This window comes from Nocardia yamanashiensis NBRC 100130 (assembly GCF_001613325.1).
Taxonomy (GTDB): Bacteria; Actinomycetota; Actinomycetes; order Mycobacteriales; family Mycobacteriaceae; genus Nocardia; species Nocardia yamanashiensis.
Window position 1 is genome coordinate 1 of record NZ_BDCD01000008.1, and the last position, 26,449, is coordinate 26,449.

The 26,449-nt window shown below is 68.7% G+C and carries 14 protein-coding genes and 1 pseudogene; 5 read left to right on the top strand and 10 right to left on the bottom strand.

Going from position 1 to position 26,449, the window contains the following annotated elements:
• Window positions 1–40: 40 nt before the first annotated feature.
• The 4 genes and pseudogenes from NY1_RS08445 to NY1_RS08455 form a co-directional block, all read left to right on the top strand.
• Window positions 41–13,870: pseudogene (locus tag NY1_RS08445) on the top strand (amino acid adenylation domain-containing protein); the annotation flags it as partial.
• A 103-nt stretch (window positions 13,871–13,973) separates the two neighbouring features.
• On the top strand, window positions 13,974–14,189 hold the full coding sequence (locus NY1_RS08450; protein WP_067710398.1) for an MbtH family protein: 216 nt from the start codon (window positions 13,974–13,976) through the stop codon (window positions 14,187–14,189).
• 158 nt (window positions 14,190–14,347) lie between these two features.
• The gene (locus NY1_RS45065; RefSeq protein ID WP_267888402.1) at window positions 14,348–14,470 is read left to right on the top strand and encodes a hypothetical protein; all 123 of its coding nucleotides are present in this window, start codon (window positions 14,348–14,350) and stop codon (window positions 14,468–14,470) included.
• A gap of 353 nt (window positions 14,471–14,823) precedes the next feature.
• Window positions 14,824–15,036 carry a hypothetical protein gene (locus NY1_RS08455; RefSeq protein WP_067710195.1) on the top strand — a complete coding sequence of 71 codons (213 nt, stop codon included), beginning with the start codon at window positions 14,824–14,826 and terminating at the stop codon, window positions 15,034–15,036.
• Between the two features lie 18 nt (window positions 15,037–15,054).
• Here the strand turns inward: NY1_RS08455 and NY1_RS08460 are convergent, their stop codons facing one another.
• The 5 genes from NY1_RS08460 to NY1_RS08480 are packed head-to-tail and all read right to left on the bottom strand — an operon-like array spanning window position 15,055 to window position 20,396.
• The gene (locus NY1_RS08460; protein WP_067710197.1) at window positions 15,055–16,269 is read right to left on the bottom strand and encodes a TetR/AcrR family transcriptional regulator; all 1,215 of its coding nucleotides are present in this window, start codon (window positions 16,267–16,269) and stop codon (window positions 15,055–15,057) included.
• A gap of 56 nt (window positions 16,270–16,325) precedes the next feature.
• Complete coding sequence (locus tag NY1_RS08465) at window positions 16,326–16,955, bottom strand: hypothetical protein (protein ID WP_067710198.1); 630 nt, start codon at window positions 16,953–16,955, stop codon at window positions 16,326–16,328.
• Between the two features lie 11 nt (window positions 16,956–16,966).
• On the bottom strand, window positions 16,967–18,145 hold the full coding sequence (locus NY1_RS08470; protein ID WP_067710200.1) for an MCE family protein: 1,179 nt from the start codon (window positions 18,143–18,145) through the stop codon (window positions 16,967–16,969).
• Complete coding sequence (locus tag NY1_RS08475) at window positions 18,142–19,266, bottom strand: MCE family protein (protein WP_233434254.1); 1,125 nt, start codon at window positions 19,264–19,266, stop codon at window positions 18,142–18,144. The genes NY1_RS08470 and NY1_RS08475 overlap by 4 nt, the downstream gene beginning before the upstream one ends.
• Window positions 19,267–19,289: 23 nt before the next feature.
• Entirely contained in the window at window positions 19,290–20,396 is a 1,107-nt protein-coding gene (locus NY1_RS08480; protein WP_067710400.1) for an MCE family protein, read from the bottom strand.
• A gap of 44 nt (window positions 20,397–20,440) precedes the next feature.
• Between NY1_RS08480 and NY1_RS41825 the strand changes: the two genes are divergently transcribed.
• Window positions 20,441–21,625, top strand: a complete 1,185-nt coding sequence (locus NY1_RS41825; RefSeq protein WP_084534778.1) for an RNA-guided endonuclease InsQ/TnpB family protein — start codon at window positions 20,441–20,443, stop codon at window positions 21,623–21,625.
• Window positions 21,626–21,669: 44 nt separating this feature from the next.
• Here the strand turns inward: NY1_RS41825 and NY1_RS08485 are convergent, their stop codons facing one another.
• The 5 genes from NY1_RS08485 to NY1_RS08505 are packed head-to-tail and all read right to left on the bottom strand — an operon-like array spanning window position 21,670 to window position 26,445.
• Window positions 21,670–22,653 (bottom strand): MCE family protein, encoded by a 984-nt coding sequence (locus tag NY1_RS08485; protein ID WP_067710205.1) that lies wholly within the window; start codon window positions 22,651–22,653, stop codon window positions 21,670–21,672.
• Window positions 22,650–23,672, bottom strand: coding sequence for an MlaD family protein (locus NY1_RS08490; protein ID WP_067710207.1), 1,023 nt, complete (start codon window positions 23,670–23,672; stop codon window positions 22,650–22,652). Before NY1_RS08490 ends, NY1_RS08485 begins: the two co-directional genes overlap by 4 nt.
• Window positions 23,669–24,733 (bottom strand): MlaD family protein, encoded by a 1,065-nt coding sequence (locus NY1_RS08495; RefSeq protein WP_084534779.1) that lies wholly within the window; start codon window positions 24,731–24,733, stop codon window positions 23,669–23,671. The genes NY1_RS08490 and NY1_RS08495 overlap by 4 nt, the downstream gene beginning before the upstream one ends.
• Before the next feature lie 5 nt (window positions 24,734–24,738).
• A complete protein-coding gene (locus NY1_RS08500; protein ID WP_067710208.1) occupies window positions 24,739–25,602 on the bottom strand; it encodes an ABC transporter permease in 864 nt (287 codons plus the stop codon).
• Window positions 25,603–26,445, bottom strand: coding sequence for an MlaE family ABC transporter permease (locus NY1_RS08505; RefSeq protein ID WP_067710210.1), 843 nt, complete (start codon window positions 26,443–26,445; stop codon window positions 25,603–25,605).
• Window positions 26,446–26,449: the final 4 nt, after the last annotated feature.

Consider the following 26,449-nt stretch of genomic DNA (forward strand, 5'->3'; position numbering starts at 1 on the left):
GCCCCGCCCCGCGCTCACCGCGGGCCCGCGCCCCGACCGGGTGCCGCTCTCGCCCGCGCAGCAGCGGCTGTGGTTCCTCAACCGCCTGGAGCACGAGGGCGAGGGCGCGAGCCTGTACAACATGCCCGCGGTGCTGCGCCTCACCGGCGAGCTCGACGCGCTGGCCCTGGAAGCCGCCGTGCTCGACGTACTGGCCCGCCACGAATCCCTGCGCACCATCTATCCGGAGGACGAATCCGGCCCGTACCAGCAGCTTTTGGACGCCGCCGAGGTCGGGCTGAGCCTGAACCCGGTGCCGGTGCGGCCGGACGAGGTGACGGCGGCGGTCACCGCCCTCGCCACCGCGACCTTCGACGTCACCCGCGAACTGCCCTCGCGCGTCGCGCTGCTGGTGGTGGATCACGGCTCGGATGCCCCTGCGGCCCCCGAATACGTGCTGGTCGTGGTCGTGCACCACATCAACGGCGACGCGCTGTCGCTGCGGCCGCTGATCACCGATCTGATGACCGCGTACCACGCCCGCCTGTCCGGCGCGGCCCCCGCGTGGGAGCCGCTGGCCGTCCAGTACGCCGACTACAGCCTGTGGCAGCGCGAGGTGCTCGGATCCGCCGCCACCCCGGGCGATCTCGCGCATCAGCAGCTCGGCTTCTGGCGCGACACCCTCGCCGGCGCGCCCGCGCAACTGCCGCTGCCCTTCGATCGCCCGCGGCCCGGCCAGCCCAGCAATGCCGGCGCGGCCATCGAATACCTGGTGCCCGCCTCGGTCGCCGACGGACTGCGCGCCGTCGCCCGGGAACACGGCTCCTCCCTGTTCATGGTGGTGCACGCCGCCTTCGCCGCCACCCTGGCTCGCCTGACCGGCTCCGGCGACATCTCGATCGGCACCCCCGTCGGCGGCCGCGGTGAACGCGAACTCGACGACCTCATCGGCATGTTCGTCAACACCCTGACGCTGCGCACCCGGGTCGACGGCGAACTCCCCTTCGCCGAATTCCTGACCGCCGTGCGCGATGCCGATCTGGCCGCCTTCGCCAATGCCGACCTGCCGTTCGAGCAGATCGTGGACGAGCTGGTGACCGATCGCGGCACCGGGGCCTCCCCGCTGTTCCAGGTCATGCTCAGCTTCGGCGAGAGCGCCACCACCGCAATGGAATTGCGCCTGCCCGGCCTGACCGTGCAGCCCGTCCCGCTGACCGATCCGACCGCCAAGTTCGACCTGCAACTGGTGGTCGAGGACGGCGCGGACGGCGAACTGAGCGGCGCCCTGCGCTATGCCACCGAACTGTTCGACCCTGCCACCGCCGGTTCCTTCGTGAGCCGCTGGCATCGCGTGCTGCGCGCCGTCGCCGCCGATCCCGCCGTGCGCCTGGCCGATATCGACCTGTTCGACGACGTGGAACGCGAACGGGTGCTGCACACCTGGAACGCCACCGCCGCCATGGTGGACGCCTCCCACACCCTGCTCACCGGTTTCGAGGCCGCCCTGGCCGCGAATCCGGCCGCGCCCGCCGTCGGTTTCGAACGCGACTACCTCACCTACGCCGAGTTCTCCGCGCGCGTGCACCGGCTGGCGCGCTACCTGGTGGAAAGCGGCGTCGGCCCGGAAGTGCCGGTCGCACTGGGCATGCGCCGCTCCCTGGACCTGGTGATCGGCATGTACGCGGTGGTCGCTGCGGGCGGCGCGTACGTCCCGCTGGACCCCGACCACCCGATCGAACGCAGCCGCTACATCGTCGAGACCGCCGCTCCCGCCTGCGTGCTCACCTCCGGCGAGGATCTGCCCGATCTCGGCGTCCGCCAGATCCGCATCGACGATCTGGGCGTCGGCGACGGGGCCATGCTGGCGAGCTACTCCGACGCCCCGCTCACCGACGCGGACCGCAATGCGCCGCTGCGGCCCGGGCACACCGCCTACATCATCTTCACCTCCGGTTCGACCGGCCGCCCCAAGGGCGTCGCCGTCAGCCACGCCGCCATCGTCAACCGCCTGGTGTGGATGCAGGCCGAATACGGTCTCACCGCGGCCGACGCCGTCCTGCAGAAGACCCCCGCCACCTTCGACGTGTCGGTGTGGGAGTTCTTCTGGCCGTTGCAGATCGGCGCGCGCCTGGTCGTGGCGCGCCCGGAGGGCCACCGCGACCCGGCCTACCTGGCCGAACTCATCGTCCGCGACGGCGTGACCGTCGCCCACTTCGTGCCGTCCATGCTGGCGGTCTTCGTCGCGGCGCTGGATGCCGGCGCCGTCCTTCCGGCGCCTGCGGGCCGGCAGTGGCCGCTGCGTATCGTCTTCGCCTCCGGTGAAGCGCTGCCCGCGGAACCCGCGCAGCGCCTGCGCCAGCTGACCGGCGCGGAACTGCACAACCTGTACGGCCCGACCGAGGCCGCGGTGGACGTCACCTATCACCGGGTCGCCGACGCCGATTCGAGCGGGGTCCCGATCGGCCGCCCGGTCTTCAATACCCGGGTCTACGTGCTGGATTCGCGGCTGCGCCCGGTGCCCGCCGGCGTGCCCGGCGAGTTGTATCTCGCGGGCTCGCAGCTGGCCACCGGCTATGTCGCCCGCACCGCGCTGACCGCGGATCGCTTCGTGGCCAACCCGTTCGGGGCGAGCGAGCGCATGTACCGCACCGGCGATCTGGTGAAGTGGAACCGCGACGGGGAGCTGGAGTACCTGGGCCGCACCGACTTCCAGGTGAAGCTGCGCGGCCTGCGCATCGAGCTCGGCGATATCGAGGCGGCGCTGACCGCGCTCGACTCCATCGCCCAGGCCGCCGTGCTGGTGCGCGGCGGGGACAGCGGCGGCGAGGCGCTGGTCGGCTACCTGGTGCCCGCGACCACGGCCGCCATCGACCTGGATTCGGTGCGCGCGCTGCTGGCCGAACGGCTCCCGGCGTACATGGTGCCCGCCACCTTCGTGATCCTGGACGAGATGCCGCTGTCGGCGAACGGCAAGCTGGATCGCACCGCACTGCCCGCGCCCACCTTCGCGGCGGCCGAATTCATCGCTCCCACCGGAGATTCCGAGATTCTCGTGGCCTCCGTGTTCGCGGACCTGCTCGGTCTGGACGCGGTCGGCGCGACCGACAACTTCTTCGTCCGGGGCGGCAACTCGCTCATCGCCACTCAGCTGGTCGCCCGCCTCTCCGAGGCCACCGGCCAGGCCATCCCGCTGCGCACCGTCTTCGACGCCTCCACCGTGCGCGATCTGGCCGCGCGGCTCGCCGAGACCGCGACCGCGACCGCGCTGCCGCCGGTGACGCGGCAGGAACGCGGCGAGATCGTCCCGCTGTCGATCTCCCAGCAGCGCATGTGGTTCCTGAACCGCTTCGACGCCGCGGGCGGCGGCTACAACATGCCGTTCGCGCTGCGCCTGGTCGGTTCCATCAATGTGGACGCGCTGCGGCTCGCGGTCGACGACGTGATCGACCGGCACGAGACCCTGCGCACCCTCTACCCGGAACAGGACGGGGTGGCCCGCCAGGTGGTGCTGCCCGCGGGCACCCGCCTGGTCGATCTGGAACCGCAGCCGGTGCCCGCGGCCGAATTGCTCGCCCTGGCAGCCGGTCTGGCCACCACCGTCTTCGACGTCACCGCCGAGGTGCCGCTGCGCGCCCGGCTGCTGCGCGTGGAGGACGAGCCCAACACCCACGTGCTGCTCATCGTGGTGCACCACATCGCCGCCGACGGCTGGTCGCTGGCCCCGCTGGCTCGCGACCTGGCCCAGGCGTACGTGGCGCGCTGCGCCGACACCGCCCCCAAGTGGCGGGAACTGCCGGTGCAGTACGCGGATTACGCCATCTGGCAGCGCAATACGCTGGGCTCGCCGGACGACGCCGGCTCGGTGCTGGCGCGGCAACTGCGGTTCTGGCAGCAGCGGCTGACCGGCGCGCCGGATGTGCTGGCGCTGCCGACCGATCGCCCGCGTCCCGCCGTCGCCTCCGGTCGCGCCGACGCCCGCACCGCCGTGCTGGACGCCGAATTGCACGCCGCCGTGGTCGATTTCGCGGCCGCGCACCAGGTCACGCCGTTCATGGTGCTGCACACCGCGCTGGCCGTGCTGCTGGCCCGCATGTCCGGCACCGCCGACATCGTGGTCGGCACCCCGGTCGCCGGGCGCGGTGATCAGGCACTGGACGACCTGGTCGGCATGTTCGTCAATACCCTGGCCCTGCGCACCGAGGTGGCCCCCGACGCCCGGCTCTCGGACGTGCTGGCCCGGGTTCGCGATGCCGACCTGGCGGCCTTCGACAATGCCGCCGTCCCCTTCGAAATGCTGGTCGACGTACTGAATCCGGTGCGTTCCCAGTCGCATTCGCCGATCTACCAGGTCGGCTTCACCATGCAGAACCTGGCGCAGCCGGAGTTCCACCTGCGCGAGCTGTCCATCAGCGGTCTCGACGCCGGGGTGCTGCCCATCCAGTTCGATCAGGACTGGACGCTGACCGACCGGTACGAGGACGGCGTGCCCGCGGGCATCGACGTCCACCTGCATTACGCCACCGACCTTTTCGACGCCGAGACCAGCGCGGAATTCGTGGTCCGCTACGAGCGGGTGCTGCGCGCCCTGGTCGGGGATCCGCGCGTGACCGTCGCCGACGTGGAACTCATGTCGGTGGCCGAACGCGGACTGCTGCTGTCGGATCGCAATGCCACCGTCCGCGCCCTGCCCGAGGAGACCCTCGCGGATCTGCTGGACCGGCGCGCCGCCGCCGACGGCGACGTGGTCGCGGTCGAACTCGACGGCGCGACCATGACCTGGACGGAACTCGCCGAACGCGCGAACCGCTTGGCGCGCTGGCTGATTCGCGAAGGCATCGGCCCGGACGACGTGGTCGGCGTGACCGCCGAACGCAGCCTGGACCTGATCGTCGCCCTCTACGCCATCGTGCACGCGGGCGCGGCCTACGTGCCGGTCGATCCGGCCCATCCGGCCGACCGCATCGCGCACGTGCTCACCACCTCCGACGCCTGGCTGGTGCTGGCCGTCGGCGGGGCCACCGTGCCCAACCTGTACGGGGTGCGCACGGTCGACATCACCGAACTCGACGTCGCCGAGTTCTCGCCCGCGCCGGTCACCGACGCCGAACGGGTGTGCGCGCTGCGCCCGGACAACCTGGCCTACCTGCTGTTCACCTCCGGCTCCACCGGCAAGCCCAAGGGCGTCGGCACCAGCCATCGCGCCATCATGAACCAGTTGCGCTGGCTCGAGCACCGCTACGGGGTGACCGCGGCCGACCGCATCATGCAGCGCGCGCCGCTGTCCTTCGACGTCTCGGTGTGGGAGTGCTTCCTGCCCGCGCTGACCGGTGCGCCGCTGGCCCTGCTGCGGCCCGGCGGGCACCAGGATCTCGACTACCTGGCCGCCCGCATGCGCGAGCACGGCGTCACCATCGCCGAGCACGTGCCGTCCATGCTGGCCGCGCTGGTGGCCGAGGGCCACGGCGACGCGCTGCGCTCGTTCCGGCACCTGCACACCGGCGGCGAGGCGCTGCCCGCGGAACTGCTCGGCGCGCTGCGCGCCGAGGTGAGCGGCGCGGTGCACAACGCCTACGGCCCGACCGAGGCCGCCATTTCGGCGATCTACCACGAATTCACCGATGCCGACCCGGATTACGAGGTCGCCATCGGCCTGCCGAACTGGAACACCCGCGCCTACGTGCTGGACGCCCGGCTGCGGCCGGTGCCCACCGGCGTGGTCGGCGAGCTGTACCTGGCCGGTGAGCAGCTGGCTCGCGGATACACCGATCGCGGCGGGCTCACCGCCGAGCGCTTCGTCGCCGATCCGTTCGGGGTGCCCGGCGCGCGCATGTACCGCACCGGCGACCTGGTGCGCTGGAACCGTGCCGGTGACCTGGTCTATTTGGGCCGCAACGACTTCCAGGTGAAGCTGCGCGGTCAGCGCGTCGAACTCGGCGAGATCGAGGCGGCGCTGCTGGCGGGCAATGGCGTCGCCAATGCCGTGGTGGTGCTCGACCGCGACAGCGCGGGCACCGAATGCCTCGTCGGATACGTCTCCGGCACCGAGGTTTCCGGTGACGCGGTGCTGGCGCACGCGCGCTCGCTGCTGCCGGCCTACATGGTGCCCGCGCACCTGGTGGTGCTGGCCGACATGCCGCGCACCAGCGTCGGCAAGCTCGATCGCGCCGCCCTGCCCAAGGTCGAGTTCACCGCCGCCGCAACGGCTTTCCGCGCACCCCGCGAGGGCGCGGAGGCGATGCTGGCCGGCATGATCGGCGAGCTGCTCGGCGGCGCGCCCATCGGCGCCGACGACGACTTCTTCGATCGCGGCGGCAACTCGCTGCTGGCCATGCGGTTGGTGGCGCGCGTCAACGCGGCCTTCGATCGCGACCTCGGCGTGCGGTCCGTCTTCGACGCGCCGACCGTCGCGTCCCTGGCGGCGCTGGTCACCGGCTCCTCGGCGCGCACCCTGCCGCCGCTGGTGCCGCAGCCGCGACCGGAGCGAATCCCGTTGTCCGCTGCGCAGACTCGCATCTGGCTGCTCAATCGCCTCGATCCCGAATCGCCCGCCTACAACATGCCGTTCGCGGTCCGGCTCATCGGCGATCTCGACCTCGACGCCCTGCGCGCCGCGCTCGCCGACGTCATGGCCCGGCACGAAGTGCTGCGCACCGTCTACCCGATGGACGCCGAAGGCGAAGGCCACCAGGTGATCCTGCCCGCGGACACCGTCATCGACCTGCCCATCGAGACGGTCACCGGCCCGGTCGTCGAACGCTTCTACGAATTCGCCGCCCGCGGTTTCGACGTCACCACCGAACTGCCGCTGCGCGCGCTGCTGCTGCGCGAATCCGATTCCAGCCATGTGCTGGTGGCGGTCGTGCACCACATCGCGGGCGATGGCGCGTCCACCGATCCGCTGCTGCGCGACGTGGTGCTGGCCTACCTGTCCCGCGCGGCCGGCAGCGCGCCCGGCTGGGAACCGCTGCCGGTGCAGTACGCCGACTACGCGCTGTGGAAGCGGGGCGTGCTGGAGACCGTCGGCGCGGCCGAATTGGATTACTGGCGCACCACTCTCGACGGTCTGCCCGACGAACTGACCCTGCCCACCGACCGGCCCCGCCCGCTGACGCCGTCCATGCGCGGCGCGGTGGTGCGCGGCCGTATCGGCGGCGGTGTGGCCGAGCGGGTGCGCGAGGTCGCCAAGCGCCACCACGCCACCCCGTTCATGGTGCTGCACGCGGCCCTGTCCACCCTGCTCGCCCGCCTGTCCGGCACCGACGACATCGCCGTCGGCACCGCCGTGGCCGGTCGCGACGAACCGGCGCAGGACGGCCTGGTCGGCATGTTCGTCAATACCCTGGCCCTGCGCACCCGCCCGGCCGCCGATCGCACCTTCGCCGAACTGCTGGCCGAGAGCCGCACGGTGGACCTGGCCGCCTTCGCGCACGCCACCGTGCCGTTCGAGCAGGTGGTGACGGCGCTCGGGGTGGCGGTCGACCCGTCCCGGCATCCGCTGTTCACGGTCTCGCTCAACTACCTGGACATGGACAACGGCACGCACGCGGTGCCGGGCCTGGTGCTGGAACCGGTCGAATTCGACGACACCGTCGCCAAATTCGATCTCACCTTCTCCATCGGCGAGGAACCCGACGCCGACGGCAACCTGATGGTGGAGATCGCCTACGCCACCGACCTCTACGACGAGTCCACGGCGCGGGATCTGCTGCGCCGCTTCGGCCGGGTGCTGGGCACCGTGACCGAGGATCCGAGCCGGACCATCGGCAGCGTCGAGGTGCTGTCGCCGGGGGAGCGGTCGGCCATTCTGGCCCGGCGCGGCCCGGCCGCGCTGCCGCCGCAATCGCTCGCTCAGATCTTCACCGCCGCGGTCGATATCGATCCCGACGCCTCCGCGCTGGTCTATCGCGGTCAGGTGGTCAGCTACGCGGAACTGGACGCCCGCTCCTCGCGGCTGGCCCGCATGCTCATCGAACTCGGCGTCGGCCCGGAAACCTTCGTGGCGCTGTCGATTCCGCGTTCGGTGGAATCGCTGACGGCGGTGTTCGCGGTGGCCAAGTCCGGTGCGGCGTTCCTGCCCGTGGACCCGACCTATCCGGCCGATCGCATCGGCTTCATGCTGTCGGATTCCGCCGCGCCCGTGGGCATCACGATCGCCGAGTACGTCGACCGGCTGCCCGCCGACACCTGCCGCTGGATCGTGCTGGACGATCCGGCGACGGTGGAGCGGCTGCAGGCGCTGTCCGGCGCGCGGATCACGCCCGCCGAACTGACGCGACCCTGGCATGTCGACAATGCCGCCTGGATGGTCTACACCTCCGGCTCCACCGGCCTGCCCAAGGGCGTGGTGGTCGGGAACGCGGGCATCATCGGCATCGCCGAAGTGCAGCAGGTGCATTCGCCGATCGATGCGAACGCGCGTGTGCTGCACCGCACTTCGCCCAGCTTCGACGCCAACCTCATGGAGATCCTGTGGGCCATTCCGGTCGGCGCGACGCTGATCGTGGCGCCGGTGGACACCATCGGTGGGGCGGCCATGACGGAACTCATCGAGTCCGAGGGCGTCACGCACGGCATCTTCACCCCGGCCGTGCTCAATACCCTCGATCCGGAAACCCTGCGCGGGCTGACGCATCTCATCGTCGGCGGTGAGGGCTTCGGCCAGGATCTGGTGGACCGCTGGGGCGGCACCCGTGAGTTCGCCAACGGGTACGGTCCGACCGAGGTCACCATCGTCAGCCACCAGAGTCATTCGCTGCGGCCCAATGGCCGGGTGGTGCTCGGCGAACCCGTGGACGGCATGTCGGAGCTGGTGCTCGACGCCCGGTTGCGGCCGGTGCCGGACGGGGCCGTCGGCGAGTTGTACATGCGCGGTCCGGGCCTGGCGCGCGGCTACCACGGTCGGCCCGGTCTGAGCGCGAGCCGGTTCGTGGCCGACCCGTACGGCGAGCCCGGCGGGCGGCTGTACCGCACCGGCGACCTGGTGCGCTGGGTGCGCAACCCCATCGCCGGGCTGACCGAGCCGACCCTCGAATACCTGGGCCGCACCGACGATCAGGTGAAGGTGCGCGGCCTGCGCATCGAGCTGGGCGAGATCGACTCGGCGCTGAAGGCGCACCCGAGCGTGGATTTCGCGGTCACCGTCGGCCACACCGGCCGCAGCGGGGACGTCTCGCTCGTCTCCTACGTGGTGCCCGCCGCCGGCGCGGTGATCGACGAGGACGAGCTGCGGGCCTTCGTGGGCCGCTCGCTCATCGCCTACATGGTGCCCGCGGTGATCATGGTCATCGACGCCATTCCGCTCAACCCGATGTCCAAACTGGACCGGAAGGCGTTGCCGGAGCCGGTGTTCCGCACCGCGGAGTTCCGGGCGCCGGAGACCGAGATCGAGACGGCGGTGGCCGAGACCATCGCCGAACTGCTCGGCGCGGAACGCGTCGGCCTCGACGACGACTTCTTCGCCCTCGGCGGCAATTCGCTGAGCGCGGTGAAGCTCTCGGCCCGGCTCTCGGCCCGCCTCGGCGTCGAGATCGCCATGCGGACGGTGTTCGAACAGCCGACGGTCGCCGGGCTGGCGGCCACCGTGGACGCCGGCGCGGTGCTGTTCGCCGCCGCGCCGCCGCTGGTGCCGCGCACCGGGGACGGTCCCGTGCCGCTGTCGCTCGCGCAGCAGCGCATGTGGTTCCTGAACCGGTTCGACGGCGAATCCTCGGCCTACAACATGCCGATGGCCATCCGGCTCACCGGCGCGCTGGACATCCCGGCGCTGGAAGCGGCCATGGCGGACCTGCTGGAGCGGCACGAGGTGCTGCGCACGGTGTATCCGCTCACCGAATCCGGTCCGGTGCAGGTCATCCTGCCCGCGTCGGAAGTCGCGCTGCCGTCGCTGACCCCGGTCGCGGTGGAGCCCGCCGAATTGTTCGGCGTCCTCACCGATTTCGTCTCCGCCGGTTTCGACGTGACCGCGGCGGTGCCGATCCGGGGCCGCCTGTTCGCGCCGATCGGGAGCCCTGACGAGTACGTGCTGGTGGTGGTCGTGCACCACATCGCCGGTGACGGCGCGTCCATGGCCCCGCTGGCCCGCGACGTCATGGTCGCCTACGCGGCCCGGCACGCCGGGCACGCCCCGGAGTGGACGCCGCTGCCGGTGCAGTACGCCGATTACGCGCTGTGGCAGCGCGAACGCCTGGGCAGCGAGGACGATCCGCGTTCGCTGCTGTCCCGCCAGCTCGGCTTCTGGACCGAGGCGCTGGCCGGACTGCCCGATCAGCTCGAGCTGCCCGCCGACCGGCCTCGTCCGGCGGTGCTGTCCACCGCGGGCGGTGCGGTCGAATTCGATCTCGACGCCGATCTGCACAACCGCCTGGTCACCCTCGGACGCGACCGTGGCGCAACGCTTTTCATGGTCATGCACGCGGCCTGGGCATTGCTGCTGTCCCGCCTGTCGGGCACTGATGACATCGCCGTCGGCACCCCGGTCGCCGGGCGCGGCGAGGACGCCCTGGACGATCTCGTCGGCATGTTCGTCAACACCCTGGTGCTGCGCGCCAAGGTGGACCCGGCCGCCGGTTTCGACACCCTGCTGGCCGACGTCCGCGCCGCCGACCTGGCCGCGCTCTCGAACGCCGACGTCCCCTTCGAGCGCCTGGTCGAAGCCCTCGACCCGGTCCGCTCCACCGCCCGCCACCCGCTCTTCCAGGTCGGCTTCTCCTTCAACAACACCGAGACCGCCGAGCTGGAACTCGACGGATTGCGAGTCGGCGCAGCCGATTTCGAAACCACCATCTCCCAGTTCGACCTGCACCTGGTGCTGGTGGACCGCTACACCGCCGACGGCGCCCCCGACGGCATCTCCGCCCAGCTCACCTACGCCACCGCCCTCTACGACGAGGCGACCGCGACCGGCTTCGCCGAACGCCTCCGCCGCCTGCTGAACGCCATCGTGGTGGAACCGGAACGGCCGGTCGGCTCGTACGAACTCCTCGCCACGGCCGAACGTAACCGAATCCTCCGATCCTGGAACAACACCGCACACCCGGTGGACGCCACCGCCACCCTCCCCGCCTTACTGGCAACCACCCTGGCAACCGCCAACCCGACCCGCATCGCCTTGGCCGACGCGGGCGACCGGCCGAGCCCAGCGACGTCCGCCGCGCACGCAGTTCCGCGCGACAGCGGTTCGTCCAGCGCCGCGTACGGCGATTCACGCGACGACGGTTCGCTCACCGTCGCGCACGGCGCGCCGAGGTTCTCCGGCGAGCCGGGCGTTCGTCGGATCGATCAGCTGTCGTACGAGGAGCTGGCCGCGCACCGTGCCGCGCTGCCGTCTCTCGGCGAGTCCGATGCGCGTCCCGTCGATCAGCTGTCCTTCGGTGAGCTGACCGGGCGCGGGAGCGAGTTGTTCGACGGGCCGGGCGGTGAGTCGCGGGTCGAGGTGTCCTATGGGGAACTCGGTGAGCGCGTGTATCGGCTGGCGCGGCATTTGATTTCGCTCGGGGTCGGGCCGGAGTCGCGGGTGGCGCTGGCCATGCGGCGGTCGGTGGACCTGGTGGTGGCGATGTATGCGGTGTCGGTCGCGGGTGGTGCGTATGTGCCGGTGGATCCGGATCAGCCTGCCGAGCGCATCGAATACATTCTGGACACGGCGGATCCGGTCACGGTGCTGACCTCCGGAGCCGATCTGCCGTTGGACATCGCACAGGTGCGGATCGATCTGCTGGATCTCATCAGCTATCCGGACGATCCGGTCACCGACGCGGATCGGCGCGCGCCGCTGCGGCCGGAGCACACCGCGTATGTCATCTTCACCTCGGGTTCGACCGGCCGCCCCAAGGGCGTGGCCGTGCCGCACGCGGCCATCGTCAACCAATTGCAGTGGAAGAACGCGGAATTCGCGCTCAGCGCGGATGACACCATCCTGCTCAAGACCGCCGCCACCTTCGACCTGTCGGTGTGGGAGTTCTGGTCGGCGGCGGTGTGCGGCGGGCGGCTGGTCATCGCGGCGCCCGACGGGCATCGCGATCCGGACTACCTGGGCGAGCTCATGATCCGCGAAGGCGTCACCACGCTGCACGCGGTGCCGTCCATGCTGGACGCCCTGCTCACCGCCGGGGCCGATCGTCCCGGCTCGCCGCTGCTGCGGGTGCTGGCCATCGGTGAAGCCCTGCCGGGTGCGCTGGCGCAGCGGTTCCGGGCGGCGCATCCGGCGGCGGAGCTGTACAACCTGTACGGCCCGACCGAGGCCGCGGTGTCCATCACCAATCACCGGGTCACCGATGCGGATCGGCTCGCCGTGCCGATCGGCGCGCCCGAGTGGAACAGCCGGGTCTACGTGCTGGACGCGCGGCTGCGGCCGGTGCCCGCCGGGGTTTCCGGCGAGCTGTACCTGTCCGGTGCACAGCTGGCGCGCGGGTACTTCGAGCGTCCCGACCTGACCGCGGATCGCTTCGTGGCCAACCCCTTCGAACCGGGGCAGCGCATGTACCGCACCGGTGACCTGGTGGCCTGGCGTGCGGACGGTGAGCTGGAGTACCGGGGCCGCACCGACTTCCAGGTGAAGATCCGCGGCTTCCGTATCGAACTCGGCGAGATCGAAGCGGCGCTGCTGGCCCAGCCCGGCGTGGAACGCGTTGCGGTGCTGGCCAAGCCGGACGGGCACGGCGGGGATCGGCTGGTGGCCTACCTGGTCGGGGCGGATCTCGATCCGGCCCGGTTGCGCTCGGCGCTGTCGGACCGGCTGCCGTCCTACATGGTGCCCGCGGCCTACGTGGTGCTCGACGAGCTACCGCTAAACTCCAACGGCAAACTGGATCGCAACGCGCTGCCCGAACCGGTGTTCGCGCCCCGCGAATTCCGCGCTCCGGCAACCGAACTGGAGACCATCGTGTGCGCCGCCTTCGCCACGGTGCTGGATCAGGAACGGATCGGGCTCGACGACAACTTCTTCGAGCTCGGCGGCAACTCGCTGATCGCCGTGCGGCTGGTCGCGGAACTGAGCGCTGCGCTCGGGCAGCAGATCCCGGTGGTGGTGCTGTTCACCGCGCCCACCCCCGCCGATCTGGTGGCCGAATTGCAGCGCGCCGCAGGCGCTCTCGACGCGAGCGCGGCCTTCGATGTGCTGCTCCCGCTGCGTCCCTACGGCTCCGGCGCCCCGCTGTTCTGCATCCACCCGATCGGCGGCGTGGCCTGGTCCTTCGCGGGCCTGGCCGCCGGCCTGGACGGCGACCGCCCGATCTACGGCCTGCAATCGCCTACCCTGGGATCGGCTGCGGCACTGCCGGATTCCATCGAATCCTGGGCGCGGCGCTACATCGAGGAGATCCGCAAGGTCCAGCCCGAGGGCCCGTACCACCTGCTGGGCTGGTCTCTCGGCGGCGTCATCGCGCACGCCGTGGCCGTCCAATTGCAGGAGCAGGGCCAGCAGGTCGCGACCCTGGCCATGCTGGACAGCTCCCTGGACGTGGATGCGGCCGACACCGAATCGGCGGTCCTGCCGGTGGCGGAACTGCTGGGCGGCTTGCTCCCGGACGCCGCCGAACTGGATCCGGCGCAACTGGATCCGGCGGCCTTGGCCGAGCGCCTGTCCGCGCTGCCGGAACCGTTCGCCTCCATGGGCGCGGACCGGGTCACCCGCATCATCGATTCGGGCGTCGCGTCGCTGGGTCTCATCGCGGCCTACCAGCCGCGCCGCTTCAAGGGCGATCTGCTGTATTTCGCCGCCGCCCTGGATGATCCGAGCTCCACCATCGGCGTCTCGAGCTGGCGGCAGGCCATCGACGGCATGGTGCACAGCCACGCCGTCCCGGCCACCCATTGGCAGATGACCGCGCCGGAATCCCTGGCCCAGATCACCCGGGTGCTGAATGCGCTGCGCCGGCGGGAGGAACTGCGCTAGCCGCGTGATTCGCCGGAATGCGATGCGTTCCGGCGAACCCTGCGGTAGATTCTGAAATACATCGTTTTCACAGTGTGCTGTGTCGGTGAAGAAAGGCAATTCGATGAGCAATCCCTTCGACAACGAAGACGCTCAGTTCTACGTGCTGGTCAACGAGGAAGCGCAGCATTCCCTCTGGCCGGTCTTCGCCGCCGTTCCGGGTGGCTGGACCATCGCCACCGGACCAGCCCGTCGAGCCGACTGCCTCGACTATGTGGAGTCGCATTGGACCGATATGCGCCCGGCCTCGCTGGTCGAGGCGATGTCGGAATCCGAATAACCCCCCTCACGAAAGGAGACGTCCATGGAAGGCGTCGACATCGCTGCCATCCTCACTCAGGTCCTGGCCTTTCTCGCCAGCGGATCGTCCATCAACTACAACCCCAAGCTCGCCTGATCACCTGAAATAGTCTGCGCTGTAAAGGAACAAACTCCACCATGGATCTCGGTAGCTCCGGCTTCAACGCCCTCCTGTCGGCCATCGCCCACCTGATCGGCTCCGGCTCGGGCATCTCCGTCACCCAGCCCACCCCCACGCCGACCCCCACTCCCACCGTCTGAGGCTCCCCATGCAAAGTGGTAGCGCCGTAGACAATTTCCTTGGAGTGCTGGCGAAGATGCTGGGTACCGGCTCCTCGTTCACCTTCCCCCCGATCACCCTGCCGACACCGACGGCATAGATCGACCGAAGCTTCCGGCCGCCAGCGCATCCCGCCTGGCGGCCGTTCCTCGTCCCCGGCCACCGGGTGGGGCAGCGCGAAACCGCGGCACTTGCCGCCGAAGTCCGTACCAGATTCATTTCCGGTTAATTCGACTCGCCCGGCGTGAATCCTGCAATGGCGAATGTTCGGCAAATATATTTAGGCTCAAGATCAGCTTGATCGCCGCGATTGAACGAAGCGGAGAGGGAAAGCATGAGCCTGAACGATATGGCCGAACCGCGCAGTATCGGTCTGTACTGGGACCGCGACGGGGATATCTGGCAGCGCGAGGACGCCGGTTGGCGCCTCATCCTCCAGAGCGGAGTATCGGTCGATCCGATTTCCTTGTGGGAGTGGGACAGCGGACATGTGCGGGACTACGCCCCGTTCACGCCCGTGTCCGTTTTCGCCGCCGCCGGGGCGTAACCCGGAGCGGACGCCGCCTCAATCCCGGGGCGCGACGCCGAACAGAACGACCTCCATGAGCCGAATCACGCGCTGCTGCGGGCAGATTCGCTGATTGTCGCCGAATACCCGGCCGAGGTCCACCACCAGGCCGAACGCGGCCTGCACCAGGATGCGGGCCTCGCCCTCGGAGAGTTCCGGGCGGACCGCCACCAGCAGCCGGACCCATTCGGCGACGATCAGCCGCTGCACATTGCGGAGCATGGTGCGCTCTTCGGCCGAGACATGGCCGAATTCGGCGTAGTAGACGTAGGTGAGCTCACGTTCGGCGAAGGAGCCCGCCACATAGAGGTCGACCAGCTTGGTCAGGGCCTCGGCGGGCGTCGACGAGGACGCCACCGCGGGGCCGATCGCGCCCGAGACCCGATCGGCCGCGCGGCGGAAGGCGGCGGCCAGCAGGTCGCCCTTGCTGCGGTAATAGCGGTAGACGGCCGAGGCCGCCGACAGATCCGCCGCCGCGGCGATGTCCTCCACGCTCACATTGGGATACCCGCGCTCGTGGAACAGCTCCACGGCCTTCTTCAGCAGCAGTTCGTGCTTGAAAGACAGCGGGATCTCCACCGCGCGCGGGGCGCTCGAATCCGTGCCCGGCGGCGGCAGTTCCGCGTCCAGCACGGCATCGCAGGCCGAATGCAGCAGCGCCGTCAGCGTTTTCACCGGCAGCGCCGCGTGATGGTCGCCCACGCTGGAGATCACCGACAGCAGCGTGACCGCCCGCACCGCCCGATCGGTTTCCTCCAGCTCGGGCCGCACCGCCGCGATCAACTCGCGCAGCGAACTCAGGGCCGCCGCGAACTGCTCGTCCAGGGTGGCGCGATCGGTCGCGTCGAGATACCGCAGCTCCCACCGCACCAGCGTCACCGTCGCCCGATTCGCGATGGTCTCCGCGATGATCCGGTCCAGCACCGCGTCCAGCCGCGCCCGCGGCTCCAGCCCGGCCGTTTCCTCCGCCGGCGTCGCCGAGGCCACGGTCAGCGCCCCGAGCCGCAGCACTTCCTCCCGGAACAGCGCGTACTTGCTCGGATAGTGCCGATACAGTGCCGCCGAGGAGATCCCGAGCTTGGCGGCGATGTCCTCCATGCTCACACCGTGATAGCCCAGCGACCCGAACGCCGCGGCCGAAGTGGCGGCGATCTGGGCACGCCGGTTCTTCGGACGGCGGCGGATCACACGCTGCTGGGGCTCGGCACTCATGTCGGTAATGGTAGTCACCAGGTCTTTTGCGCCCCTGCCGGGTTGGCGACCACGCGTCACGGGCGCGCCTGCTGCAACAGCGGCGAGTTGACCTTGTTCACCAGCCAGCGATCGCCCTGCCGCTCCAGACGCATGACCATGGACAACTGGCCCGGCTGAGGTTTGTTCTGGGTACCCAGACTGGTGATGGTCTGCCCGATCACCACGATGGCCTCCGCGGAATCCTTGTCACCGGTGCGAATGGCGCACTGCACATCCGTACTGGCCGAGGTCACCTGCCCGGCGGTCAGCACCTCGCGCAGATCCTTGCTGGTGGAATCGAACTGCTTGCGCCAATCCCCGGTCGCGCCGTCCAGCACCCCGGCGAAGTAGGTGTCGAGATTCTTGGCGTCGTAGGTGGCCAGGACCGGCGCGTACTTGCAGGCGGCGGTGCGCGCGGACTCGTGCGCGTCGAGCAGCGCCTGCTTGTTCTGGCCCTGCACGAAGAAGAACACGCTCGACCCGATGGCCGCGCCGATCACGGCCGCCGCCGCGACGCGCATTCCGATGGCGCGGACCTTGGTCTTCTTCGCTTCGTCCACGTCGAGCCGGCCGGTGCTCTCCTCTACGACGCTTTCCTCGGCCTTGCTGTCCTCGACCACCGCGGCCTCGGCCGCAGGCTCCTTCTCGAGTTCGATCTCGCTCATGTTCGTCGCTCCTATCGCGGCACAGCTGGTTGGGAGAGTTCGTTTCCGGTCGCGCCCGGGGGAGTGGTGACGCCGTTGTCCGGCACGTTCGGGCGCGGCGCGTTGGCCGAGCCGCGCATCTGCAGCGCCGGGTTGTTCGTGACGCAGTAGTTGTAGAGCCGCACTCGGGTATCCACCATCACCTCGGTCGGCACCACCGGGATGGTGTCGTATTCGCAGGTCGGGCGCGGCCACGGATCGACGAGCGTGTTGTACGCCCCGTCGTGCGCGGGAATCCCGAGCGCTTCGGATCCGACCCGCAGTGCCGGGAACAACGCCGCGATGGCCGGCGCCCGCAGCTTCGCCGCCTTGGTGATGGCCACGAAGTTCGTCACCAGATCCGTGATGGGGTCCTGGGTTTCGCTCAGGAACCCGCTCAGCGTCGCCAGCTGCCCGGGCCCGTTGGTCAGCAGCGTGCGCAATTCCTGGTCGGCGGCGGCGAATTGGTTGAACAGCGTGCTGCCCGCCCGCGTCAGCGTCCCCAGATCGGGTTGCGCGTGCGAGGTGGTGCCGGCGATGACCTCGAGATTCTCGATGAGCTGCCGGGTCTGCGGCAGCAGATCGGTGAGCCCCGACATGGCCCGGCTGATCCCGGAAACCATATTGCGCAGGCGATCCGGGCCGCCCGCGAGCGCCTTGTCCAGCTCGTCGATGATCACATTGAGCCGGTCCGGATTCATCCCGCCGATGAAGTCGCTGAGGTTGGCGAACACCGACTGCATGCTCACCGGCACGCTGGTGGCCGTGCGCTGCACCACCGACCCGTCGTGCAGATAGGGCCCGCCGTCGGTGTCCGGCCGGAAGTCCAGGTACTGCTCCCCGGCCGCCGACAGCCGTCCCACCGCCACCGTCCCGCCCACCGGAACCTGCGCGGAATCATCGATTTCGGCGATGGCGGCCACGCCGTCGCCGGACACCCGCACCTCGTCCACCCGCCCGATCCGGCTGCCCCGGAAGGTCACGTCGTTCCCGGCGGCCAGCCCGCCGGATGCCGCCAGTTCGACGGTCACCCGGTAGGTGTGCGGAATCGGGTTGAACCGCAGCACATATCCGCCGATGTACCCGCTGCCCACGATCAGCACCGCGATCAAACCGAGGTTGGCGACCGCGATGCGATGCCGCACGATCCATTGCCACAGTGGCGGATTCACCGCGCACCGCCCTGCTCCGGACCGGCCGGCGCCGCGGGCGTCGCGCCGCCGGGCTGCTGCGGCGGGCTGGTGAGCCGCCCGAACACCTTCTCCAGCACCTGGGTGAGGCTGCCGATGAACTGTCCCACGTCCCCGGCTTCCGGCCAGCGGCTGCCGCTGGGATCGGTGAGCGCGCCCACGCTCAGATACGACACGGTCGCCGCGACGGCCAGCGCCGGTCCGCGCAGGCTCGCCATCAGCGACGGATAGAGGGTGTGCAGCCCGGTCAAAGCCCCGGTCAGATTGTCGCCCATCTGCGCGAACCCGGACATGAGCCGCTGAATGCTGGTGAACAGGCTGACGAATTCGGTCCCGGTGGTGTCGCTGAAATCGCCCAGCGCGGTCATGGTGGTGGAGACCTTGGTGAGCAGGTCCACCATCTGCTGATTGTTCTCGGTGAACAGTCCGATGAGCGCCGGGAAGGTGTCGGCGGCGACGCCGAGTTCGGCCTTGCGCTGCGCCAATTCGCCCGCGAGAGTGTTCAATCCGCTCAGCATCTGGTCGATGTCACCGGTGCGCTGATTCAAAGCGGTTATCACACTGGTCATTTCGGTGATCAAATGCGACAGCTCCGGCGCGCGCCCCGCGAACATGGAGTCCATCTCCGAGGTGATCCGCGCCGCCTGATTGATGCCACCGCCGTTGAGCAGCAGCGAGATCGACATCATGAGCTGTTCGACCGACGCCCCCGCCGAGGTCCGGTCCGTCCCGAGCGTATCGCCCTCGCGCAGTTCCGCCCCCGCTTCCTGCGCCGACGGCAGCGTCATGGCCACGAACATGTCGCCCAGCGGCGTCCCCTGCCGCAGCTCCGCCGTGGTCCCGTGCGGCAGCCGAATGTCCTCGCGGATCAGCATTTCCACGTCGGCGATGAAATTGGTGGTCTTGATCCCGGTCACCACGCCGATATCGGTCCCGCCGATCTTCACGTGCGCCCGATCCGGCAGATTGAGCGCATCGGTGAAGGCGGCGTGAATGGTGTACCCCGGCCCGCCGATCCCGGGTTTGGGCATGGGCACGTTCGACACCGTGACCGCACAGCCGCTCGCCCCCGTCAGCGCGGCCGCGGTCACCAGCGCCGCCATTGCAGAAGTCCTTGTCCGCCTGCTCATTTCGTCCCCGTAATGCCCAGCAGCGCCGCAGTCAGCCCGAAGTCCGGTCCGAAGTCGGCGATCTTCCCGGTCCGGCACCCGTCCAGCCGCAACTGGATCCGCTCGCAGAACAACGCCAGCGCCTCACCGTCCAGCACGCTCTTGTCCAGCAGCCCGTGCAACCGCAGCGCCTGTTCTTCCCGGCTGGTCGCATTGGACAGGTTCTGGAACATCAGCGGCCCCACGTCCACGATCTCGGTCAGCCCGCGCGCATTGGCCCGCATCTGATTGCTGATCGCCACGAACCGCGTCAACGCCCCCGCCAGCTGATCCTTGTTGTCCCCCACCAGCGTCGCGGTATTGGTGACGAAGTCGTCCAGCTGCGTCAGCACCGCCTGCAATCCCGGCGCCTGCTCACCCATCAGATTCACCAGCTCGGTGAGCCGCCCGCTGAAGTCCCGCACCGTCTGATCGTTGCTCGCGATGATCTGCGTGATCTCGTTCAATTTGATGATCGTGTTGGCGATCTGATCCTTGTTGGCGAAAGTCACCTCGAACGCCGAGGACAACGCATCCAGCGTCTCCCGCAACCGATCCCCGTTCCCGTTCAGCAAAGGAAACAACACCCGGCTGGCCATCGGCCCCGTGTCCTTGTCCCCTTTCAGCGCCGCCCCGAGCTGATCGAAGTTCGCCAGAATCCGATCCAGCTCCACCGGAACCCTGGTGCGCTGCAACGGAATATGCGCCCCCGCCGCCAACGTCTCCCCCTCCCCGCTGTAAGCCGGCGCCAACTCCACATGCCGATTGGTAATCAACTGCGGATTAACCAGCGCCGCAATGGCATCCGCCGGTATCCGCACCTCCCGATCCACCGACATCACCACCTCGACATAACTCCCACGCGGCGTCACGGATTCGACCGTCCCCACCGGCACCCCCAGCACATCCACCTCGTTCCCCGCATACAACCCCGCCACATTCTCGAAGTCGGCACTGATCCGCATCCGATCCCCGAGATACTGCTCGGGCAGCGAGGACAGCGCGGACGGTAGAAGTGAACAACTCGAGATCGTCGCCGCGACGCTGCAAAGCGCAATGATGTTCCTGAACCGACGGATTCGCATCATTCGTTCTCCCTCACGCGGAAGTGGTGTGTAGCCTGTCGAACATGCGTTCGGCCTTCAAGTGTCGGGCTTACCCAGATCCTGAACAGGCGGCGATGCTCAGCCGCACGTTCGGGTGTGTTCGTCTGGTTTGGAACAAGACGCTTGCTGATCGTCGGCAGCGCTACGCTGCCTGTGGACAACGGGTTACTTACAAGGAATCCAGTGCTGCTCTGACGGACTGGAAGAAGAATCCGGATATGGCGTTTCTCGGCGAGGTATCGTGCGTACCTCTCCAGCAAACGCTTCGCCATCAGGATGCGGCCTTCAAGAACTTCTTCTCCGGTCGTTCCCGGTATCCGAGGTTCAAATCGCGGAGTGGACGGCAATCGGCGCACTTCACACGGTCTGCGTTCCGGATGCGTGAGGGGGAGCTCTTCCTGGCCAAATCTGGCGCACCGCTGCGATTTGTCTGGTCCTTCGACACTGATCTTGCGGACCTCGACCCGACGACGGTAGTCGTGTCGCGTGAACCGGACGGACGTTGGTACGTCACTTTTGTTGTGGACATTGCGGCCGGCACGGAAATCGCACCTACTGGTTCGGATGTCGGCGTGGACCTGGGTCTCAAGGATCTCGCGGTATTCAGCACCGGCGAACGTGTCGGGAACCCGAAGCACCTGGAACGTAAGGCCCGCAACCTCGCTCGTTACCAGAGACGATTGGCACGTAAGAAGCGCGGCAGTGCGAATCGAGACAAAGCGAGACGGAAGGTGGCACGCACGCACCGGAAGGTGCGGAACGCACGTGCCGACTTCTTGCACCGCCTGTCGGCCAAGCTCGTTCGTGACTACGACCTGATTGCTGTCGAGGACTTGAATGTTCAAGGCATGATGCACAATCGGAGGCTGGCGCGAGCCATCGGTGACAGTGGCTGGGGGGAGTTGCGCCGCCAAATCGAATACAAGGCGGCACGATCGGGACGCACCGTCGCAGTTGTCGACCGTTGGTTCCCGTCGAGCAAGATGTGCTCGGATTGCGGAAACATCTTGGAGAAACTGGATCTGGGCACTCGTGTGTGGACATGCCCGGATTGCCGTACCCGACATGATCGGGATATCAATGCGGCTCGGAACATCCTTGCGGCTGGTCGAGCCGTAGCCCGGGATTTCCCGGGTGATGCCTGTGGAGCTGATGTCAGACGCAGCGGGTTCGCCCGTGCGCGATCGGCTACGAAGCAGGAAACCTGACCCGCGAGGGTTGGAATCCCCGGCGTGAGAATGCGGGGAGGAAGTCAATTGCACCCCTGTACGGCTTGGGCGAAGCAGAGCCAGTTGTCCGGGAAGATCCACGGCGCGTAGACCTCGCCGTAGGGGCCGTTGCCGAGCACGTTGTTGAACTGGCGCAGGGTGACCGGCATGATTTCGTAGAGTCGGGCCAGGTTGTCGTTGTTCTTGGTGAGGCCCTCGGACATGGTGTTGAGGTTGGCGATCAAGGGGGCGAGTTCGCCGTTGTTCTCCAAACCCATGTCCTGCAACAGCTTCGAGAGCGAAGCGACATTGTCGAGCAGTTGCCGCGCCAGGGTCTGGCGTTGCTGGACGGCGCTGCCGATCGCCTCGCCGCGGGTCAGGAGCAGCAGGACGCCGTTCTGATTGTCGGCGGCCAGCTGGGCGACCGTGTCCATGCCTTTGAGCAGGGTGTCGACCTCGTCGCGGCGCTCGTTGATGACCTTGGCCAGGGCGCCCACGCTGTCCAGGGCTTGGACGGCGAGTTCGGGCGAGGCGCCCATCTGCTGGTTGACCAGGTCGAGGGCTTGCCGCAGCTTGGTGGGGTCGATGCGCTCGATGTGCTCGAAGGACGACTTGTACTTGGGATCCTGCACCACTTTGCCCAGGTTGTAGGGGACGGTGGTGTTCGCGAGCACGATCTTGTCGCCGGGCAGGCCCTTGCCGTCGCCGGGGGTGAGGTCCACGTGCAGGCGGCCGAGAATGGTGGACATCTTGATGGCCGCCTTGGCATCCGGGCCGAGCCGCAGATCCTTGCGGACCTTCATATCGACGCGCACCTTGTCCCCGGCCAGCTTGACCGCCGACACCGACCCGACCTCGATACCCGAGACGTCCACCGTTGCGCCGGAACGCAATCCGGCGGCCTGGGCGAACTCCGCGTGGATGGTCCGGGAGCCGAGCTGCGCCTGCTTGACGGTGGTGGAGCCGACCAGCAGCAGCACCACGAAGCCCGCCGCCAGCACGCCCACCCGTAGATACCGATTCCTCATCGGCACACCTCCGATTGCGCCGGCCCGCCCACCTGCGAGAACACGCCCGGCGGCAGCGCCACGCCCCACAGCGAGACGTCGAGCCGGCAGATATAGGCATTGCCGTAGGTCCCGTAACTGCTGAACCGCGCGATGCCATTGAGCACGTCGGGCAGTTCGATCGCCGCCTGATCCAGCGAAGCGCCGTTCAGCAGCAGCAATGCGATCCCCGCCGTCGCATCGGTCTGTGCTTGCGCCACACCGGGTTTGACCTGCGCGATGATCCGCACCAGGGAATCGGTCGCGGTGGCCACGTGCGTCACCGAACTCTTGAGGGCGTCGCCCTGCGCGTACAGCGCCTCGGTCAGCGAACGCGCCTGCGTGATCAGCGTTTCCAGCTCCCCGCTGCGATTGGCCAGCCCGGCGATCACGCTGCTGAGATTGCCGACCACATCCCCGAGAATCCGATCCCGCTGCCCGAAGGTCCCGGCCAGCTGCGCCGCCTGCGTGATCAGCGCGCTCAGCGACACCCCGTTGCCCTGCAACGCCTGAATCAGCGTCTCCGACAACGAGTTCACCTGATCCGGCTGCAGCACACTGAACAGCGGCTCGAACCCGGACAGCAGCGCCGACACGTCGAACGACGGTTCGGTGTGCTCGAACGGGATCTGCCCGCCCGCCGCGAGCGCCTGCCCGGCGTCCTTGCCCGGCATGAGCGCGATATACCGCTGCCCGATCAGGTTCTGGTATCGCACCAGCGCTTTGGTCGTGGTGGTCAGATGCTGATCCGCCTCGATCCGGAAGTCCACCCGGGCCCGGTAGCCGTCCGTGAAGTCGATCTTGTCGACCCGTCCGACCCGCACCCCGGCCATCCGGATGTCGTCCCCGACCCGCAGCCCGAGCACATCGGAGAACACCGCCGAATAGCTGTCGGTCCGCCCCGGCACCGACCGTTGCAGCGTGGACCAGATGGTGTACGTGAGCACCACCGCGATCACCGCGAAAATTGCGAAGCCCGCCAGGGCCTTTCCCGATCTCAATTGCCACCCCCGCCGCAGCGCGGCCCGGCCAGTTCGCCGTAGTGCGGGCAATCCGCGGCCGTGTACTGCTGGAACGGGGTGAAGGACACGTTCATGCGCCACACCATCTGATTGCGCGGCCCGAACCCGAACGCGCCCTGCAACCGTTGCAGCGCGGTGTTCAGATTGGCCGCCGTGTACGGAATCGCCTGCGGATCCTCGGCGAGACTGCCGAACAGCTCGTCCAAGCCCGCGACCAGGTATTTGCCGGAGTCGGGATTGCGGGCGAAGAGCCCGTTCACCGAGTCCACCGCCGTCGACCCGCCGGTGAGCAGGGCCACCAGCTCGGTGCGCCGCTCGGTCAGCGTGCGCGCGGTGGTCACCGAATTCGACAGCACGTCCACCAGCTCCGGCGCCGACCGGCTCAAAGCGGTGGCCGCCTGCCCCAGATCACCGAGCAGGTTCCCGATGCCGGGTATCGCGTGCACCTCGGTCAGCCAGGTGTTCAGCCGCTCGATGGTGGACCCCGGCACCCGCGACTGCGGATCCAGCGCCGCCGCGAAGGTGCCCAGCACCCGCCCCAGCTTCTCGGGCTGAATATTGTCGATGACCCGGCGCAGCACGTTCAGCGTGGTCTGCAACTGCACGGTGGCCGCGCTGGTGTCCTCCGGAATGGTGGCCCCCGCGCGCAGCGTGCCGCGCGCGGGCGTGGTGTCCACCAGTTCGACCGCGGTGACGCCGAAGATATTGTTCGGTATCACCCGGGCCGCCACGGTATCCGGGATCATCGCCGCCACACCGGGTTTCAGCGCGATCGAGGCTTCCTGCCGTTCACCCTTGGCGACCACCTCGACGGTGTCGACCCGGCCCACCACCATGCCCCGGAACTTCACGTCCGCTCGCGTGGGCAGCCCGTCCCCGGTGCTGGTGAGCACGGCGGTCACCGGCACCCGGTCTTCGAACCGCCCGTTGTAGCGCAGCGCCAGCAGGTACAGCAGCAGCGCCACCGTACCGATCAGCGCCAGGCCGGCGAGCGTCAATTGCCGCGCGGTGGCCCCGCGCCCATTGGGATCGAGAATCATCGCGCCTACCCCGAGATCCGGAAGCCGGGGTCGATGCCCCAGATGGCCAGGGTCATGAACAGATTGGTGAAGACCATGACGACGATGACCATCTTGATGGCCCGCCCCGCCGCCACCCCGACGCCTTCCGGCCCGCCGGTGGCGACATAGCCGTAATAGCACTGGATGAACGTCGAGATCATCACGAACAACATGACTTTGAGCAGCGACCAGAACACGTCCGGCCCCAGCAGGAATTGGAAGAAGTAGTGGTCGTAGGTGCCGGCCGTGGTGCCGCCCAGCAGCAGCACCGACAGCTTGGTGGCCAGGTAGGCCACCGCCAGCCCCACGCTGTAGAGCGGCACGATGGTCAGCGTCGCCGCGATCATCCGGGTGCTCACCAGGTACGGAAGCGGCCGGATGGCAATGGATTCCAGCGCGTCGATCTCCTCGGAGATGCGCATGGACCCCAATTGCGCGGTGAACCGGCAGCCGGCCTGAATGGCGAAGGCCAGCGTGGCGATGATCGGCGCCAGTTCGCGGGTGGTCGCGAAGCCCGAGATGGCCCCGGTGAGCGGGCTCATGGTGAGCAGGTTCAGCGCCGTGAACGACTCCATGCCGACGGTGATGCCGCCGAATCCGCACAGCGCCACCACCACGCCGATGGTGCCGCCGCCCACGATGAGCGAACCGTTGCCCCATCCCACATCCGCGGTCAGCCGCAGCACTTCCTTGCGATAGTGCTTCAGCACGAACGGAATCGCGAGGAGCGCCTGGAAGAACGTGATGGTCTGATGCCCGAGCCGCTGATTGGCCTGCACCGGCACGGCGAGCGCATTGCCCACTACCCGAACGGGTTTCAGCGCGGGCGGCGTATAGGTGCTGCCCATTCAGATCACCTTCGTCGGAAACAGCGTGTTGTACAGCTGGGTGAGGATGATGTTGGTGGCGAAGAGCATGAGCGCCGAGGACACCACCGCGGAGTTCACCGCATTGGCCACCCCGCCCGGACCGCCGTGCGCGTGTAATCCGGTGTCGCAGGCGATGATCGCGGTGATGACGCCGAAGATCGCGGCCTTGATCAACGCGATGACCAGGTCGTCGGCCACCGCGAAGGAGGCGAACGACCCGATGAACGAGCCCGGGGTGCCCTGCTGGGCATACACATTGAACAGGTACGCGGTCGCGAACCCCACGAACACGATGAACCCGCACAACAGCATGCTCACCAGCACCGCCGCCAGCAGCCGCGGCGCGACCAGCCGGCGCACCGGATCCACGCCCATCACCCGCATGGCGTCGATCTCCTCGCGAATGGTGCGCGAGCCGAGATCGGCGGTGATGGCCGAGCCGACCGCCCCCGCGATCATGAGCGAGGTGACCAGCGGCGCGCCCTGCCGGATGATGCCCAGCCCGGCCACCGCGCCGATGAAGGTGGTCGCGCCGACCTGATTCACCAGTGCGCCCACCTGAATCGACACCACCACGGCGATGGGTATGGCCACCAGCACCGTCGGCGCGGCCGACACGCTGGTCATGAACGCGCACTGTTTGATGAACTCGCGATACGGGAAGCGCCGCCGCGCCAGCGCCAGCACCAGTTGCGCGATCGCCTCCCGGCCCAGCAGCACCTGCCGCCCGAGCGTTTCCAGCGACCGCTGCGGATGCCGTTTCCACAGCCCGCCCGCGCTCTCGGAAATCCTTCGCAGTTCACCGCTTTCGATGATCGCCACGCCT

What these genes read in the sequence shown, in the direction of transcription:
- NY1_RS08450 (WP_067710398.1), top strand. Translation starts at nt 13,974, where the DNA reads ATGAGCAATCCCTTCGACAACGAAGACGCTCAGTTCTACGTGCTGGTC.
- NY1_RS45065 (WP_267888402.1), top strand. Translation starts at nt 14,348, where the DNA reads ATGGATCTCGGTAGCTCCGGCTTCAACGCCCTCCTGTCGGCCATCGCC.
- NY1_RS08455 (WP_067710195.1), top strand. Translation starts at nt 14,824, where the DNA reads ATGAGCCTGAACGATATGGCCGAACCGCGCAGTATCGGTCTGTACTGG.
- NY1_RS08460 (WP_067710197.1), bottom strand. Translation starts at nt 16,269, where the DNA reads ATGAGTGCCGAGCCCCAGCAGCGTGTGATCCGCCGCCGTCCGAAGAAC.
- NY1_RS08465 (WP_067710198.1), bottom strand. Translation starts at nt 16,955, where the DNA reads ATGAGCGAGATCGAACTCGAGAAGGAGCCTGCGGCCGAGGCCGCGGTG.
- NY1_RS08475 (WP_233434254.1), bottom strand. Translation starts at nt 19,266, where the DNA reads ATGGCGGCGCTGGTGACCGCGGCCGCGCTGACGGGGGCGAGCGGCTGT.
- NY1_RS08480 (WP_067710400.1), bottom strand. Translation starts at nt 20,396, where the DNA reads ATGCGAATCCGTCGGTTCAGGAACATCATTGCGCTTTGCAGCGTCGCG.
- NY1_RS41825 (WP_084534778.1), top strand. Translation starts at nt 20,441, where the DNA reads ATGCGTTCGGCCTTCAAGTGTCGGGCTTACCCAGATCCTGAACAGGCG.
- NY1_RS08485 (WP_067710205.1), bottom strand. Translation starts at nt 22,653, where the DNA reads ATGAGGAATCGGTATCTACGGGTGGGCGTGCTGGCGGCGGGCTTCGTG.
- NY1_RS08495 (WP_084534779.1), bottom strand. Translation starts at nt 24,733, where the DNA reads ATGATTCTCGATCCCAATGGGCGCGGGGCCACCGCGCGGCAATTGACG.
- NY1_RS08500 (WP_067710208.1), bottom strand. Translation starts at nt 25,602, where the DNA reads ATGGGCAGCACCTATACGCCGCCCGCGCTGAAACCCGTTCGGGTAGTG.